This is a genomic window from Nitratireductor sp. ATLC21, from assembly GCF_057196525.1.
The window spans coordinates 188,934-204,274 of the sequence record NZ_JBXUOU010000002.1 but is presented as its reverse complement, the minus strand read 5'-3'; the positions used below and the strand labels follow the sequence as shown (position 1 = coordinate 204,274).

Sequence of the window (15,341 nt, the reverse complement as noted above, 5' to 3'; positions counted from 1 at the left end):
TTTCAGTCTCTGTTATGCGGGTTGGAGCATGCCGCCGCTGGCGGCGTAGAGTTCGCGCGAATAGGAATCGGAAAGCCGACCCGTCTTCAGCGCATCCACCTCTGCGATCTCGACAACACGGCCATGACGCATGACCGCCATCCGGTCGCAGAGGAAGGAAACCACGGGCAGATTGTGGGTTACCATCAGATAGGTGAGCCCCTGCTCGCGGCGAAGCTTCTTCAGGAGGTTGAGGATTTCCGCCTGCACCGACACGTCGAGCGCCGAGGTGGGCTCGTCGAGCAGCATCACGCGCGGCTCCAGCATCAGCGCACGGGCAATCGCCACGCGCTGCCGCTGACCGCCCGAAAGCTGGTGCGGAAAGCGGAAGCGGAAACGCTGGTCGAGACCGACCGCGTCGAGCATGTCCTTCACGCGCGTGTCGCGCCCGCCGATGCCATGCACGGCAAGCGGCTCGGCAAGACAATCGTCCACCGTCTTGCGCGGATGCAGCGAGCCGTAAGGGTCCTGAAACACCATCTGGCAGGTTTTTGCGAATTCCCGGTCAGGCGCATGGCCGCGCGGCTTTCCGAGCACGGAGATCCTGCCGGTCCAGTCGGGCGCAAGGCCGCTGATCGCCTTCAGGATGGTCGACTTGCCGGAGCCCGATTCGCCCACCAGCGCGAAGCTCTCACCTTCGGACACCGAGAAATTGACATCGAACACCACCGGCGTCTTGCCGTAGCTGATCGACAGGTTTTCGAGATGAATTGCGCCGTTCTTCATGTGCCCGCTCCCGTGGTCCAGGTGCTGCGGTCGAGCACCGGCAGTTCGTCGCGGTTCTCGTCCATGCGCGGCATGGCCGCAAGAAGCCCTTTCGTGTAGGGGTGCGTCGCCCTATTGAGATCGCTGGCCTTGCACGATTCAACGATCTCGCCGCTGTTCATCACGAGGATGCGGTCGCAATAGCGCGAGACGAGGTTCAGATCGTGGCTGATGAGGATCAGCCCCATGCCCTTGCCGGTCACCAGATCGTCGATGATGTCGAGCACCTGTGCCTGCACCGAAACGTCGAGCGCCGAAGTCGGCTCGTCGGCGATCAGAAGGTCGGGCTCGGGGATGAGCATCATCGCAATCATCACGCGCTGGCCCATGCCGCCGGAAACCTCGTGCGGATAGAGATTTGCCACCCGCTCCGGCTCGTTGATGCGCACGGCTTCCAGCATGGAAAGCACCCGCGCCTTCAACTCGCTGCGTGGCAGCTTCCTGTGGGTGAGCAGCGCCTCGCCAATCTGCTCGCCTATGGTCATCACCGGGTTCAGCGAGAATTTCGGATCCTGCATCACCATGGAGATACGCGCGCCGCGAAGCTCGCGCATCTGCCGTTCGCTTTGCGCCAGAAGGTCGATGCTGTCGAAGGTCATCCGGTCTGCCGAAACACGGCCCGGCTTGCGGATGAGCCGCAGGATGGAGCGACCCGTCATCGACTTGCCGGAACCGGATTCGCCGACGATGCCCAGACGCTCGCGTCCGAGCGAGAAGGAAATGCCCTTCACCACGTCGACCGGTCCCCTGGATGTGGGGAAGGTGACGGTCAGGTTTTCGATTTCAAGCAGCGGTGCACTCATTGCTTTTCTCCCTGCTTGGGATCGAGCACGTCACGCAGACCGTCACCCAGGAAGCAGAAGCCGAGGCTGACGAGAATGATCGCAAAGCCCGGCATGGTGGCGACCCACCACTGATCGAGGATGAAGTTGCGCCCGCGCGAGATCATCGCGCCCCATTCAGGCAAAGGCGGCTGCGCACCGAGGCCGAGGAAGCCGAGGCCGGCGGCGGTGAGGATGATGCCTGCCATGTCGAGCGTCACGCGCACAATGGTCGAGGACGCGCAGAGCGGCAGAACATGACGCAGGATGACCCGTGTTGCCGAAGCACCCTGCAGCCTGACCGCCGAGATGAATTCCGAATCCCGGAAGGTGATCGTCTCGGCGCGAGCGATACGCGCATAGACCGGCCATGCGGTGATGGCGATGGCGATGATGGCGTTTTCGATGCCGGGCCCCAGTGCTGCCACGAAGGCAAGCGCCAGAATGAGCTTCGGCATCGACAGGAAGATGTCGGTCACGCCCATCAGGACGCGGTCGACCCAGCCGCCGAAATAGCCGGACACCGCACCGACCACGAGGCCGATGGGGGCGGCGATGACGGCCACCATGGTGACGATCAGAAGCGTGATGCGCGCACCGTAGACGACGCGCGAATAGATATCGCGGCCAAGCTCATCCGTGCCCATCCAGTGTTCGGCGGAGGGCGGCATGAGGCGGTTTGCGAGATCCTGCCCAACGGGGGAGTAGGGCGCAATCAGCGGTGCGAAGATCGCCATGACGACCAGCGTCAGCACGATCAGTGCGCCGACAACGGCGAGCGGATTGCGCAACAGCGCGGTCCAGACGCGCCATGCGCGGCCCATATTGGCCTGCAGGCGCGAGGTGGGGGAATCGTCGAGAAGCCAGTCAATCATCGGCGGGCCCTCGGGTCGAGGATGCGGTAAAGCACATCGGAAATCTTGTTGATCATGATGAAGACAGCGCCAATCACCAGCGTCGCGCCCAAAACGGCGTTCATGTCGGCGGTCAGAAGCGCGGTCGTGAGATAGTTGCCGATGCCCGGCCACGAGAACACGGTTTCGATCATCACCGACCCTTCCAGAAGGGCTGCATAGGACAGGCCGATCACGGTGATGAGCTGGATGCGGATCGGATAGAACGCATGCCGCCAGATGACGCGGCGCTCCGATACGCCTTTGACCCGCGCGGTCGTCACATATTCCTGCCCGAGCTGGTCAAGCATGAAGGAGCGCGTCATGCGGGCGATATAGGCCAAAGAGAAGAAGCCCAGGATCGACGCCGGGAGCATCAGATGGTCGAGCGCGTTCCAGAAAATGTCCCACTCGCCGGCGATCACGCTGTCGATGAGATAGAGCCCGGTCACGGGATCGAGCAGGCCGTCATAGAAGATGTCGACGCGGCCCGGACCGGCAACCCAGCCAAGCCCGGCATAGAAGACGGCGAGACCGACGAGCCCGAGCCAGAAGGCAGGCACCGAATAGCCGAGCAGGCCGAGCACGCGGATCACCTGGTCGATCCAGCTACCCTGATGCGTGGCGGCGACAACGCCCATGGGCACGCCCAGAACGACACCGATGATGATGCCGATGGTGGCCATTTCCAGCGTCGCGGGGAAGACGCGCGCCAGATCGTCGACCACGGGGCGGCCGGTGGAGATCGACATGCCGAGATCGCCTGTCAGAACGTCGCCCACATAGGCGAAGAACTGCACGATGAGCGGTCGGTCGAGGCCCATGGCCTGACGCGCTGCCTCATAGACCTCCTGTGTCGCCCGGTCGCCAACGACCGAGAGCACGGGATCGATCGGGACGACACGACCGATGAAGAAGGTGATGGCCAGAAGGCCGAGAAATGTGCCGGCAACGACGACCACGAAACGCAGAACGCTCGCAACGCCCTCAAAGGCACGGCCGGCCAGCATGCCCATGCGTGCGCCGGCAGCCCCGGTGGATGGTTCAAACGCCATGGCTTGTTCGCTCTCTGGCCGCGGTTTCTTTGAATGGATGCCCCAAACGCGCCCCCTCTCCCTGGCTGACCTTCAAGCCGGCGCACGCACCACCAGGAAGCCAACATTCTGTTTTCATGCAGTTTTGCGGCGCAAAAACCCGTCTCGCGCCCTGCAAGACCTTCAAAAAAGAGCTTGGATCATACAAAAAAATCTGGTTACATCAAAAAAATTTTTGTGGGGGAAAAATCTTTGAGCACGCAGCCGGCCCGCGCCACACCCGATGTCGACACCCGAATTGGTGTGCTGATACGCGCTCGCCGAAAGCAGCTCGGCCTTACCCTGCAGCAACTGGGAGAGGCGTCCGGCCTCTCGGTGGGCTATCTGAGCCAGGTGGAGCGCGACAACGCCACGCCGACGCTCGGTTCGCTCGCCGGTATTGCCCGCGCGCTGGGTGTCGGGCTCGATTATTTCGTCGCCCAGCCCCGCGCCGAGGACGGGCTGACCCGTGCCGAAAGCCGCCAGCAGTTTTCAATTGCCGGCTCCTCGATCATCTATGAGCGGCTCGGGACGGAGTTTCCCGGCAGCCAGCTATCCTCCTTCGTGCTTACCGTGCCTCCCGGCTATTCCTCGGAGACAGTGAGCCATGAGGGCGAAGAGCTGATCTACATTCTCGAAGGCACCATCACCCAGTATCTCGACGGCGAGGAAATGGTGATGAAGGCCGGCGACAGCCTGCATTATCGCGGCAACACCCCGCATGCGTGGAAGAACACCACCGATACACCGGCCCGCCTTTTGTGGACCGGCACGCTGACCGTGTTCGGCGCCAATGGCCAGGCCAACAATCGCATCGAACTGGTTTCGCCGGACAAGGCCTCCGGCAAACCACCAAGAAAAACCAAGAGCAATTCCTGATCCAAAAAGGAGGAGAACATGATGAAGCTCTTCAAGACGGCGCTCCTTGCCGCCGCCCTCACCATGCCGCTGTCGCAGCAGGCATTCGCTGCAACGCCGGACAATGTGCTGGTCGTCGCGCAGAACATCGACGACATCGTCGCCATCGATCCCGCTCAGGCCTATGAATTCTCGTCGGGCGAGCTGGTCACCAACATCTATGACCGCCTCGTTCAGTATGACGCCGAAGACCCGACGGTGCTCGCTCCCGGCCTTGCAGCCGAGTGGGAAGCCGATGCGGAAGCAAAGACCATCACCTTCACCATGCGCGACGGCGCGACCTTCCACTCGGGCAACCCGGTGCGCGCGGAAGACGTGGCGTTTTCCTTTGCCCGCGTCATCAAGCTAAACCTCACACCCGCCTTCATTCTCGCCCAGCTCGGCTGGACGGCGGAGAATGTGGATCAGATGGTCACCGCCGACGGCAACAAGGTTGTCGTGAAATATGAGGGCGACTTCTCGCCTGCCTTCGTGCTCAACGTCCTGGCCGCCCGCCCGGCTTCCATCGTCGATGAAAAGACGGTGATGGAGCATGAAGAAAACGGCGACATGGGCAACAAATGGCTCAACGCCAATTCCGCCGGTTCCGGCCCGTTCAAGCTGACGGCCTACCGCCCCGGCGAACTGGTGCGCATGGGCGCCAATGCCGACTACTTCAAGGGTGCGCCGAAGGTCGAGAACGTCATCATCCGTCACGTGGCCGAAGCAGCGACCCAGCAGCTTCTGCTCCAGTCGGGCGATGTGGACATGGCCCGCAACCTGACGCCGGACCAGATCAACGGCATCAGCGCCGACAACATCAAGGTCGAGACCTACCCGCAGGCGGCCGTGCATTTCGTCTCCTTCAACCAGAAGACGGAAGCGCTGCAGCCGGAGGCCGTCTGGGAGGCCGCGCGATACCTCGTCAACTATGAGGGCATGACCGAAAGCTTCCTCAAGGGACAGATGGAAATCCATCAGGCCTTCTGGCCGAAGGGCTTCCCCGGCTCCTATGACGAGACGCCCTTCACCTACGATCCGGAGAAGGCGAAGCAGATCCTTGCCGATGCCGGTGTGGAAACGCCGATCAACGTGACGCTCGACGTCATCAACTCGACGCCGTTCACCGACATGGCGCAATCCCTGCAGGCGAGCTTCGCGGAAGCCGGCATCAATTTCGACATCATCCCCGGCACGGGCTCGCAGGTCATCACCAAGTATCGCGAGCGCAGCCACGAGGCGATGCTGCTCTACTGGGGCCCGGATTTCATGGATCCGCACTCCAACGCGAAGGCCTTCGCCTATAACCGCGACAATTCCGACGACAACTACCAGGCCACCACCACATGGCGGAACGCCTGGGCCGTGCCGACGGAAATGAACGACAAGACCGCTGCGGCACTGGCAGAATCCGACGCCGACAAGCGCAACGCGATGTATGTCGAGCTGCAGAAGGAGGTGCAGGCCAAGTCGCCGATCGTCATCATGTTCCAGGCTGCCTATCAGGTCGCCATGGACAAGAAGGTGAATGGCTACGTCAACGGCGCCACCTCCGACTTCGTCTACTACCGGCTCGTCACGAAAGACTGACGAACGCCGCACCATTCGAGGCCGCCCCGCCAGTCGTGGCGGACTCCTTTCTTTTCAATGCGCCTCTCTCAATTCTGGAGTTTTTCGATGTCCACCACCTCCAACCGGCGGCTTGAGGCCCTGCGCGAGCGCATGCGCGAAACCGAGACCGATCTCGTCGCCATCGGCCCTTCAAGCCACATGATTTATGTGACGGGCCTCGATCCGCATGGCGACGAACGCCCCGTCATGTTGCTCGTCTCGAAGGATCATGCCGGCTTCCTGATGCCCGCGCTCAATGTCGACAGCTCGCGCCAGAAGACCGACCTGCCCTTCTTCCCCTGGCGCGACGATGACGGCCCGGACGCAGCCCTTGCCGCGCTTTTGGAGGCATCGAACCTGCCGGAGGCTCCCAGCGTCGTGATCGACGAGACGATGCGCGCTGATTTCGCGCTGCTTCTGCTCGACGCGCTGCCGGGTGCAAAGCGCCGCTTCACGGACGACACGGTGGGCCACCTGCGCGCCCGCAAGGACGAAGACGAGTACAAGCGCCTGAAGGCAAGCGCGGTGCTGAACGACAGGGCCGCCATGGCCGGCTTCGATGCGCTGAAGCCGGGTATCACCGAGCTGGAAGTGGCGGCAGCCATCCGCGACGTCTACAAGGCGGCGGGTGCGGTGCCGGTGTTCACCAGCGTGTGCTTTGCCGGCAATGGCGCATTCCCGCATCACCACACCGGCGACACGAAGCTGAAGGAAGGCGATGCGGTGCTGATCGACACCGGCGGCCGGCTGGGCGGCTACCCCTCCGACATGACGCGCGTCGGCTATTACGGAAAGCCCGATGCCGAGTTCGAGAAGGTTCATGCCATCGTGGAGCGGGCTGTCACCGCTGCGCTGAATGCAGCCAAGCCCGGCGTCACCGCGAAGGCCATCGACAAGGCCGCACGCGACGTGATCACCGAGGCGGGTTATGGCGAATACTTCACCCATCGGACCGGCCACGGGCTTGGCATCGACATCCACGAGCCGCCCTACCTGACCGCCACCTCCGAGACCGTTCTGGACGAGGGTATGGTGTTTTCCATCGAGCCCGGCATCTACCTGCCCGGAAAATTCGGCCTCAGGCTGGAAGAGATCGTCATCATGCGCGCCGATGGCGCGGAGATCCTCTCCGACATGCCGCGCAAGGCGCAGATCCGGGGGTAGCACCGCGGGACAGCCCCTGTCTGCATGACGCGCCTCTAGCCACGAGGCGCGTTTTTTAACTGGTCCCCCAGAAAGGCAAGGAAGCGCGGATGCGCGCCGTAGGCAACATTCACCCGGATCGCTGCCTTGCCATTTACCGATTTGCCCGGACGGAAGACGCTGCCAGGCGCAAGGAAAATGCTTTGTTCCGATGCTGCGCGGCACAGTGCCATTTCGTCCATCGAATCGGGAAACTCCACCCAAAGGTAGAAGCCCGGCGAGACACTCTTGCGGACCGTCAGCCCCAGCCCCTCGAGCCGCGCAAGCGAGGTCTTGTGCGCTTCCTCGACACGGGATTTCAGCTTTCGCAGATGCCGCAGATATTGGCCGCCCTGAATGAGATGAAACACAAACCGCTCGACATAGTCGGAGGTGGCCACCGTGGTCAGCATCTTCAGATTGCCTAGAGCGCTGGTGATCGCGGGATCGCCGGCGACGAAACCGCAGCGCAGGCTGGCTGAAAGCGTTTTCGAGAAGGTGCCGACATACAGAACCCGGTTGAGCTGATCGAGGGATGCGAGGCGCGGCAGTGTCGCGGGCAAGATATCGGCCAGAGCATCGTTCTCCACAAGCAGAAACCCCCAGCGCTCGGCAAGCTGCATAAGGCCGAACGAAACCGCCGGAGACAAGGTGCTGCCGGTGGGGTTGTGAGCCAGCGACTGGGTGAAAAACACCTTTGGTCTGTGAAGCGCCAGCTTCGCTGCCAGGTCCTCCAGATCCGGCCCGTCATGACCACGAGAGATGCCGATGATCTTCGCCTTGGCAAGCGTCAGCTTTGCAAACAGCGGGTAGTAGCCCGGATCGTCGACAAACACCGTATCGCCCGGCTCAATGAGATGCCGAATGATCAGGTCGAGCCCGTGATTGACCCCATGCGTGAGGAGAAGCCCGTCTGGCTGGGCGGTGATCGAGCGCTCCAGAAGCAGGACACGCAAACGCTCGCGCAGGGGCGCATACCCCCAGGAACTGCCGTAACCGAAATCCACCGTGTCGACGTCTGCCGTCCTGAAGCTGGAAAAATATCGTTTGAGCTCCGCGCCCTCCATCCACGAGGCCGGCGGCCTGCCATCACCCGGTCGCACCTCATAGTGCTGGTCAAGCTGCTCCCGCAGGAGAGAAACCACATCCACCGCCGCAGCGACATGCGGGGCGGGAGGCGAAGGCCGGTCGAGCTGGAACTGGGCAACGTAATAACCCGACCCCGGCCGCGCCTCGAGAAGCCCCCGTGCAACCAGCCTGTCATAGGCTTCCGCCATCGTGTTCTTGGAAACACCATGCTCACGGGCAGCCTGGCGCACGGAGGGCAACCGCTCACCCGGCTTATAAGCACCCGCGGAGAGAAGCGCACTCACGTGCTGGACAATGCGATCGACACGAGAGAAGCGTGTATCGGTGGCGGTCATCAGGTATTGTCCCACTTTCAAAACTGGGACAGTCATCGCCAATTTGCGCCAAACTGTCCCTTGATTGTCCCAGTGAATTTTATGACAATTTGGCTTTATGATCAAACTTGCTGTCTTGGGAGGAAACAATGACAGATTTGAAGAGGCGCCGTTTTCTGACGGCTTCCGCATTGGGTGGTGCAGCAACATTGGCCATGCCGGCAGTGGCACGCGCAGAGGACACCGTGCAGTGGCGCATGCAGGCCCTGTGGGATGGCGGAACCACACCCTTTGAGTTCGAGAAGAAGTTCGTCGAACGGGTTGCCGAACTTACCGGAGGAAAGTTCGACATCAAGCTGTTCTCGGCAGGGCAACTCGTGCCGGCCAATCAGGCCTTCGATGCGGTCCGCAGCGGCGCATTTCAGATGATGAAGACTTTTGACGGCTATGAAGCCGGAAAAATTCCGTCCTTCGCCTTTACCTCGACCATCCCGTTCGGGTTCCCGGACGCCGACCAGTACGAAGCCTGGTTCTATGAACTCGGCGGCCTGGACATGGCCCGTGAAGCCTATGGCAAGGCCGGACTCACCTACGTCGCGCCGACCGTCTATGGCGAAGAACCGATGCATTCGACCGTCAAAATCGAGAACATTGCAGACATGGCCGGCAAGAAGGGCCGTTTTGTCGGCCTCGCCTCCGCCGTCATGGGGGATCTCGGTGTGGCGGTGACGCCGATGGCGACGGCGGAAGTCTATTCCGGCCTCGAAAAGGGCCTGATCGACTTCGCCGACCGCGGCGACCTCACGGCCAACTATGAGGCCGGTCTCGCAGAAGTCGCGAAATTCATCATTCTGCCCGGTGTCCACCAGCCGACCACGGCGACCAGCTACGTGGCGAATTCGGCGGCATATGACGCATTGCCGGACAACTACAAGGCGGCTCTCGCCGTCGCGGCCCGCGAGATTTCCGGGTCCCTGCGCCAGCGCATCATCGTGCAGAACAGCCAGGTGCTCGACAAATACCGCGAACAGGGGGTCGAGGTGATCTATCTCGATCCGGCGGATGTGGCCGAGGCCCGCTCCAAGGCGGTTGATTCCTGGAAAGCTGCGACGAAGGAAGACCCGCTGGCGACAAAGATCGTCGACAGCCAGATTGATTTCATGCAGTCACTCGGTCTCATCTGACCCTTGTTTCAGGCGGGCGGCCAAACGCCGCCCGCTGCCAACCCCAGGCTGAATATCAGTTCCATGCAGGCAGTTTGCGCCTTTGTCACCGGTGTGAACCGGGTTCTTTTCGTTGTCGCCGCGGTGATCATCTTCGCGGTCGTGCCGATGCTCCTCTACGAGGTGATCGCGCGCTATGCTTTTGATGCGCCCACGGTCTGGGCCATGGAAGCGAGCACGCTTGTGTTCGGTCCTCATTTCATGCTGGCCGGGCCTTACCTGCTGCATCTGCGCGGCCATGTGGCGGTCGACATTGTGAGCGAGAAGGCTCCCGCGCCGGCGCGCCGCATGCTCGATGTCTTCGCCTTTCTCGTGATCGCCATATTCGCGGCGGTTTTCGCTGCCGTGAGCTGGCCACTGGCGATGAACGCCTGGTCGCTTGGAGAGACGAGCTTTTCTGCCTGGAACCCACCCATCTGGTGGCTGAAATTCGTGGTGCCTTTCGCCTTTGTCATGCTGTGCGCCCAGGCGCTGGTCGAGGCAGTGTCGGCCCTGCGCAATGATGAACACCCGGAGGCGCGTCCATGAGCTCCGAACTCGTTCTGCTCATCATGTTCGCAAGCCTGGTCGGGCTGCTTCTGACTGGCCTTCCGCTCGCCTTCACGCTGGGCGCGCTCGCCCTTGTCTTCACGATCACCCTTTGGGGACCGGCAGCCCTGTCTGTTACCGTCCTCAACCTCTTCGACACGATGCAGTCGGAATCGCTGCTCGCCATTCCGCTCTACGTCATGATGGCGAGTGTGCTGCAGCGTTCCGGCGTGATCGAAAGTCTGTACAAGGCAATGGAGTTGTGGTCGCGCCGCCTGCCCGGCGGGCTTGCCGTCGGCACCATCGCCATCTGCACGATCATCGCGGCGATGACCGGCATTGTCGGCGCGGCCGTGGCCGCCATGGGGATGCTCGCCCTGCCCTCCATGCTCAAGCGCAATTACCAGCCGGAACTTGCCATCGGAACGATCTGCGCCGGCGGCACACTCGGTATCCTTATTCCGCCTTCCGTCATCACGATCGTCTATGCCGTCACCGCGCAAGCCTCGATCGGCCAGATGTTCATCGCCGGTGTCGTTCCAGGCCTTCTGCTCGCCTCGCTTTACATCGGTTACATCGTGCTGCGGGCTGCACTCAATCCGGCCATCGCGCCACGCCCGGATGAGAATGAAGACATCACCTGGGCCATGCGCATCGCGGCGCTGAAGTCGCTCATCCTGCCAATGCTGATCATCGTCGGCGTTCTGGGCACCATCTATATGGGCATTGCGACACCGACCGAAGCTGCCGCCGTGGGTGTGGCGCTCGCCTTCGTTTCCGCCCTGATCGAGCGCCGTTTCGGCTGGGAACTGCTGCGCGGGGTCGGCATGGATGTGGTCAAGGTCACGACCATGATCCTCTGGATCACCATCGGCGCGCGGGCCTTTGTCGCGATCTTCACCGGTACCGGCGGTGCCGACTTCCTGCTCGGCTTCATTCAGGACATGGAGGCCAATCGATGGATCGTGCTGGCCGTCATGCTGGCGATCCTGTTCTTCCTCGGCATGTTCCTTGACGAGATCGGCATCATCCTCCTTTGCGTGCCCGTCTTTCTGCCGGTCATCGACTTTCTGGATTTCGACCGGCTCTGGTTCGGCATCCTGTTCCTGGTCTCCGCGCAGATGGCCTATATCTCGCCGCCCTTCGGCTACACGCTCTTCTACATGAAGGGCGTTTTGCCGGCCGGGATCGGCATGGGGACGGTCTATCGGGCCATCATCCCGTTCATGCTGCTTCAGGCGTTCGGCATCCTGATCTGCGCACTGTTCCCGGAGCTGGTGCTCTGGCTTCCCAAAACCATGATTCAGTAACCACAGGACACATGATGAGCGACGCCCAATCGTCCCGTATTGAAGGCCTTCACAAGATGTCACCAGCGGAGCGGCTTCAGGCTGTTGCGCGGCAGGCGCAGTTGGGCAACGAGGCCATGGCAAGCCTCGCGGCAGCAGCCGAAGGACAAATCGAGCTTGCTGATCGCCTCGTCGAAAACGCCATCACCACCATGGCGATTCCGGTAGGCATCGCCACCAACATGATCGTCGACGGGCGCGAGGTGCTGGTGCCTATGGCGACGGAAGAATCCTCCGTCGTGGCCGCCGTCTGCAACGCGGCCAAGCGATGCCGTTCCACCGGCGGCTTCTTCACCTCGGGCAGCGGACCCGTCATGGCCGCGCAGATCCAGCTTCTCGGCGCAAGCGACCCCGAGAATGTCCGTCTCAAGGTTTATGAGAAGATCGATGAAATCCGGGCGATCTGCAACGAAACCGATCCGCTTCTCGTCAAATTCGGCGGTGGTTTCCGCGACATCGACGTGCGCGTCATCGACAGCGACGAAGGGCCCATGACCATCGTGCACATCATCGTCGACACGCGCGACGCGATGGGCGCCAATGCGGTCAACAGCATGGCCGAGGCGCTTGCCCCAAGGCTCGCCGAATGGACCGGCGCCCGGACGTTGCTGCGCATTCTTACCAATCTGGCAGACCGTCGCGTGGTGCGCGCACGCGCGGTGTGGACACTCGACGAGATCGGCGGCGCACAGGTGCGCGACGATATGCTTTCCGCCTATCGTTTCGCCGATGCGGACCCCTACCGCGCGGCGACCCACAACAAGGGCATCATGAACGGCGTCAGCGCTGTCGTGCTGGCGACCGGCAACGACACCCGGGCCATCGAGGCCGGCGCACACGCATATGCCGCGCGCGAGGGCCGCTATCGCTCCATGTCGCGCTGGGAAAAGGACAAGGACGGCAACCTGGTCGGCATACTGGAAATGCCGATGGCGGTCGGCCTGATCGGCGGCGCCACCAAGGTGCACCCGACCGCGCAGGCCCATCTGAAATTGCTCGGCGTCGAAACCGCCGACGCACTCGCACGCATCATCGTTTCCATCGGACTTGCTCAGAATTTTGCCGCCATGCGCGCGCTTGCCACGACCGGCATTCAGAAGGGGCACATGGCGCTGCACGCGCAGAATGTCGCGCTGATGGTCGGTGCGGTGGGCGACGAGATCGATCTGGTGGCAAGTGAACTCAAAGCGCTCGGCAAGGTGCGGCAGGATCTGGCCGAAGAGATCCTCAACCGCATTCGGGGCGAACGGTGAGCACACAGGTCTCCATCGTCGAGGTTGCCCCACGGGACGGGTTGCAGGCGCGCAAGGAGCACATCGAAACCGCCCACCGCATCGAACTGGTCGAGCGGCTGCGCCGCTCCGGAGTGACACGGATGGAAGTGGGCGCGTTCGTTTCGCCAAAGCGTGTGCCACGCATGGCGGACACGGCGGAGGTCATGCAGGCCGTGTGCGCATCACGACACACAGGCGACATGGTGTTGGTGGCAAACGAGCGCGGGCTTGAGCAGGCGCTTTTGGAAGGCGCGCGCGCCATCGCCGTTTTTACGGCGGCGAGCGATGCTTTCGCCGAGAAGAACATCGGTTCTACCGTGACCGCCTCGCTCGAACGCTTCGCACCCATCGTCGCGCGGGCGCGCGATGCGGGTGTCTTCGTCCGCGGCTACGTCTCCACCATCACCGATTGTCCCTATGCCGGCCCGGTGGACCCCACGGCCGTTGCGCCGGTGGCCAAAGCGCTGCGCGACATGGGTTGCCAGGAGATCGCTCTCGGCGAAACACTGGGAAAGGCGACGCCTGCGCGCATCGCCGCCGTGGTTGAAGCGGTGGCAACCGACGTTCCGATAAATGAGATGGCAGCGCATTTCCACGACACGTACGGCATGGGTATCGCCAATGTCTGGGAGGCGGTGAGGCTGGGCATCCGCACGGTGGACGCGGCGGCGGGGGGCCTTGGCGGCTGCCCGTTCGCGCCCGGCGCTGCAGGCAATGTGGCGACAGAGGATGTGGTTTATCTTCTGAATGGCCAGGGCATCAAAACCGGCATCGCGCTCGAACCGCTGCTGGATGCCGTTTCTTTCTGCGCGAACACGATGGGCATCGCCCCAACAAGCAGGGTCTACAAGGCGCTGCGCTCTGCCGATTCCTGAGTTGAACGGGAGAGCAGATCCAGGTGGGCTGATTGACACATATGGAACTTTCTTTATTTATACACTGTATAATTAGGGAGTTTTCGAATGGTCACTGGTCACGTATTCATTGCCACCAGCCTCGACGGCTTTATTGCCCGTGAAAACGGGAATATCGACTGGCTTCTCAAGCACGACCAGGCTGAGGAAGATCATGGCTATGATGACTTCATAAAAGACATCGACGTCATCGTGATGGGGCGCGGCACCTATGAAGCAGTCCGAAGCATGGGCGCGTGGTTCTACAACCGTCCGGTGCTGGTTCTTTCGAGACAGCTTGCGCCACAAGACGTGCCGCATGAACTCAGCGGAAAGGTACGCTTTTCGGACAAATCCCCTGAAGAGGCGATGGCGATGCTGACGTCCGAGGGTGCACGCCGTGCCTATGTGGATGGCGGGCAGGTCATTCAATCCTTTCTCGAACGCGACATGATCAGCGACATGGTGATCACACGCGTGCCAATCCTTCTGGGTAAGGGACGGCCTCTGTTTGGCGGTGGTCCCCGCGATGTGGCTCTGGCACACAAGGGTACAAGATCTTTCCCTTCCGGACTGGTTCAGTCTCGCTATGAGGTCATCAAATGATCGCAAGGCGGCGCGGTCGGCCACCCGCCGACGGAAGGACTGTTTCTCCCGATCGCATTCTCTCGGAAGCCTTGGAAATACTCCATGCCGAGGGGCTTACCGGCTTGACGATGCGTGCTCTGGCAACGCGCGTGGGCATCAACCCCATGACCATCTACCACCACTTCAAAGATCGCGATGGTCTGATCAAGGCGTTGGCAGAGCATGCATATGCGGACGTGGCAACACCCGAAACGGGGGATGATCTTGCCCGCGCACACGCTCTCCTCACGGCTTACTACTCCAAGGTTGTTCTTTATCCGGCATTGACCCTGGCGATCTTTGCCCAGCGCGCCATTTTTCCCGAACACGCCCGGCGGATCACCGATGAGCTCACCCGTTTGCTAAACGAACACGACAATGCCCTGCTTTGGACGCACATACTCGTCGACTATACGCATGGTGCGGCTCTCGCGGTGGCCAGCCGGGATGAATCCGCAGAACAGCAGCGCTCCAGGCAAGCAATGCTCAACGACTTTGAATGCGGACTTGCCGAACTTCTGGCGGCGTTTGGGAAATCGCTGAGACGCCACACCGCCTAGCGCGCCCGCTGCAAGGAGCGTCGCGGCACTCGACCGGCATGGGCTATGGGTTGGATTCGGAAAGGACACGGTGATATGTGGCGGGCCGCAACCGAGGAGGCGCAGGAGGGTGTCTGGGACTGGAGTCCGGCCACATAGCGCTGTGCAACCCGACGGTGCCCGGACCGATGATCGGCCGCCAACCCGCTTCTTCGATGCCAACA

15 protein-coding genes are annotated in these 15,341 nt (G+C 61.9%); 10 read left to right on the top strand and 5 right to left on the bottom strand.

What is annotated here, in order from left to right:
• Window positions 1–12: 12 nt before the first annotated feature.
• From AC2CHD_RS08655 to AC2CHD_RS08640, 4 genes are read right to left on the bottom strand one after another with little or no spacing between them, the layout of a single operon-like run.
• Complete coding sequence (locus AC2CHD_RS08655; protein WP_484553367.1) at window positions 13–765, bottom strand: ABC transporter ATP-binding protein; 753 nt, start codon at window positions 763–765, stop codon at window positions 13–15.
• On the bottom strand, window positions 762–1,607 hold the full coding sequence (locus AC2CHD_RS08650; RefSeq protein WP_484553366.1) for an ABC transporter ATP-binding protein: 846 nt from the start codon (window positions 1,605–1,607) through the stop codon (window positions 762–764). The genes AC2CHD_RS08655 and AC2CHD_RS08650 overlap by 4 nt, the downstream gene beginning before the upstream one ends.
• Window positions 1,604–2,500, bottom strand: coding sequence for an ABC transporter permease (locus AC2CHD_RS08645; RefSeq protein WP_484553365.1), 897 nt, complete (start codon window positions 2,498–2,500; stop codon window positions 1,604–1,606). The genes AC2CHD_RS08650 and AC2CHD_RS08645 overlap by 4 nt, the downstream gene beginning before the upstream one ends.
• Window positions 2,497–3,573 carry an ABC transporter permease gene (locus AC2CHD_RS08640; protein WP_370633416.1) on the bottom strand — a complete coding sequence of 359 codons (1,077 nt, stop codon included), beginning with the start codon at window positions 3,571–3,573 and terminating at the stop codon, window positions 2,497–2,499. The genes AC2CHD_RS08645 and AC2CHD_RS08640 overlap by 4 nt, the downstream gene beginning before the upstream one ends.
• Before the next feature lie 231 nt (window positions 3,574–3,804).
• On the opposite strand from AC2CHD_RS08640, the gene AC2CHD_RS08635 reads away from it, so the two are divergent.
• The 3 genes from AC2CHD_RS08635 (at window position 3,805) to AC2CHD_RS08625 (ending at window position 7,263) form a co-directional block, all read left to right on the top strand.
• On the top strand, window positions 3,805–4,470 hold the full coding sequence (locus tag AC2CHD_RS08635) for a helix-turn-helix domain-containing protein (RefSeq protein ID WP_229450289.1): 666 nt from the start codon (window positions 3,805–3,807) through the stop codon (window positions 4,468–4,470).
• Between the two features lie 21 nt (window positions 4,471–4,491).
• Entirely contained in the window at window positions 4,492–6,078 is a 1,587-nt protein-coding gene (locus AC2CHD_RS08630; protein WP_484554213.1) for an ABC transporter substrate-binding protein, read from the top strand.
• Window positions 6,079–6,165: 87 nt separating this feature from the next.
• On the top strand, window positions 6,166–7,263 hold the full coding sequence (locus AC2CHD_RS08625) for a M24 family metallopeptidase (RefSeq protein ID WP_484553364.1): 1,098 nt from the start codon (window positions 6,166–6,168) through the stop codon (window positions 7,261–7,263).
• Between the two features lie 35 nt (window positions 7,264–7,298).
• On the opposite strand, the gene AC2CHD_RS08620 is transcribed toward AC2CHD_RS08625, so the two are convergent.
• Window positions 7,299–8,705: an aminotransferase-like domain-containing protein gene (locus AC2CHD_RS08620; protein WP_484553363.1), complete on the bottom strand. Its 1,407-nt coding sequence runs from the start codon at window positions 8,703–8,705 to the stop codon at window positions 7,299–7,301.
• A gap of 128 nt (window positions 8,706–8,833) precedes the next feature.
• Between AC2CHD_RS08620 and dctP the strand changes: the two genes are divergently transcribed.
• The 7 genes from dctP to AC2CHD_RS08585 all read left to right on the top strand — a co-directional run bounded on the left by dctP (window position 8,834) and on the right by AC2CHD_RS08585 (window position 15,138).
• Window positions 8,834–9,868 carry a TRAP transporter substrate-binding protein DctP gene (gene dctP, locus AC2CHD_RS08615; protein ID WP_484553362.1) on the top strand — a complete coding sequence of 345 codons (1,035 nt, stop codon included), beginning with the start codon at window positions 8,834–8,836 and terminating at the stop codon, window positions 9,866–9,868.
• A 63-nt stretch (window positions 9,869–9,931) separates the two neighbouring features.
• Window positions 9,932–10,435 carry a TRAP transporter small permease subunit gene (locus AC2CHD_RS08610; protein ID WP_484553361.1) on the top strand — a complete coding sequence of 168 codons (504 nt, stop codon included), beginning with the start codon at window positions 9,932–9,934 and terminating at the stop codon, window positions 10,433–10,435.
• Complete coding sequence (locus AC2CHD_RS08605; protein WP_484553360.1) at window positions 10,432–11,745, top strand: TRAP transporter large permease; 1,314 nt, start codon at window positions 10,432–10,434, stop codon at window positions 11,743–11,745. Before AC2CHD_RS08610 ends, AC2CHD_RS08605 begins: the two co-directional genes overlap by 4 nt.
• 14 nt (window positions 11,746–11,759) lie before the next feature.
• A complete protein-coding gene (locus tag AC2CHD_RS08600) occupies window positions 11,760–13,037 on the top strand; it encodes a hydroxymethylglutaryl-CoA reductase, degradative (protein WP_484554212.1) in 1,278 nt (425 codons plus the stop codon).
• The gene (locus AC2CHD_RS08595) at window positions 13,034–13,933 is read left to right on the top strand and encodes a hydroxymethylglutaryl-CoA lyase (protein WP_484553359.1); all 900 of its coding nucleotides are present in this window, start codon (window positions 13,034–13,036) and stop codon (window positions 13,931–13,933) included. The genes AC2CHD_RS08600 and AC2CHD_RS08595 overlap by 4 nt, the downstream gene beginning before the upstream one ends.
• Before the next feature lie 87 nt (window positions 13,934–14,020).
• Window positions 14,021–14,557, top strand: coding sequence for a dihydrofolate reductase family protein (locus AC2CHD_RS08590; protein ID WP_484553358.1), 537 nt, complete (start codon window positions 14,021–14,023; stop codon window positions 14,555–14,557).
• Window positions 14,554–15,138, top strand: a complete 585-nt coding sequence (locus AC2CHD_RS08585; RefSeq protein ID WP_484553357.1) for a TetR/AcrR family transcriptional regulator — start codon at window positions 14,554–14,556, stop codon at window positions 15,136–15,138. The genes AC2CHD_RS08590 and AC2CHD_RS08585 overlap by 4 nt, the downstream gene beginning before the upstream one ends.
• Window positions 15,139–15,341: the final 203 nt, after the last annotated feature.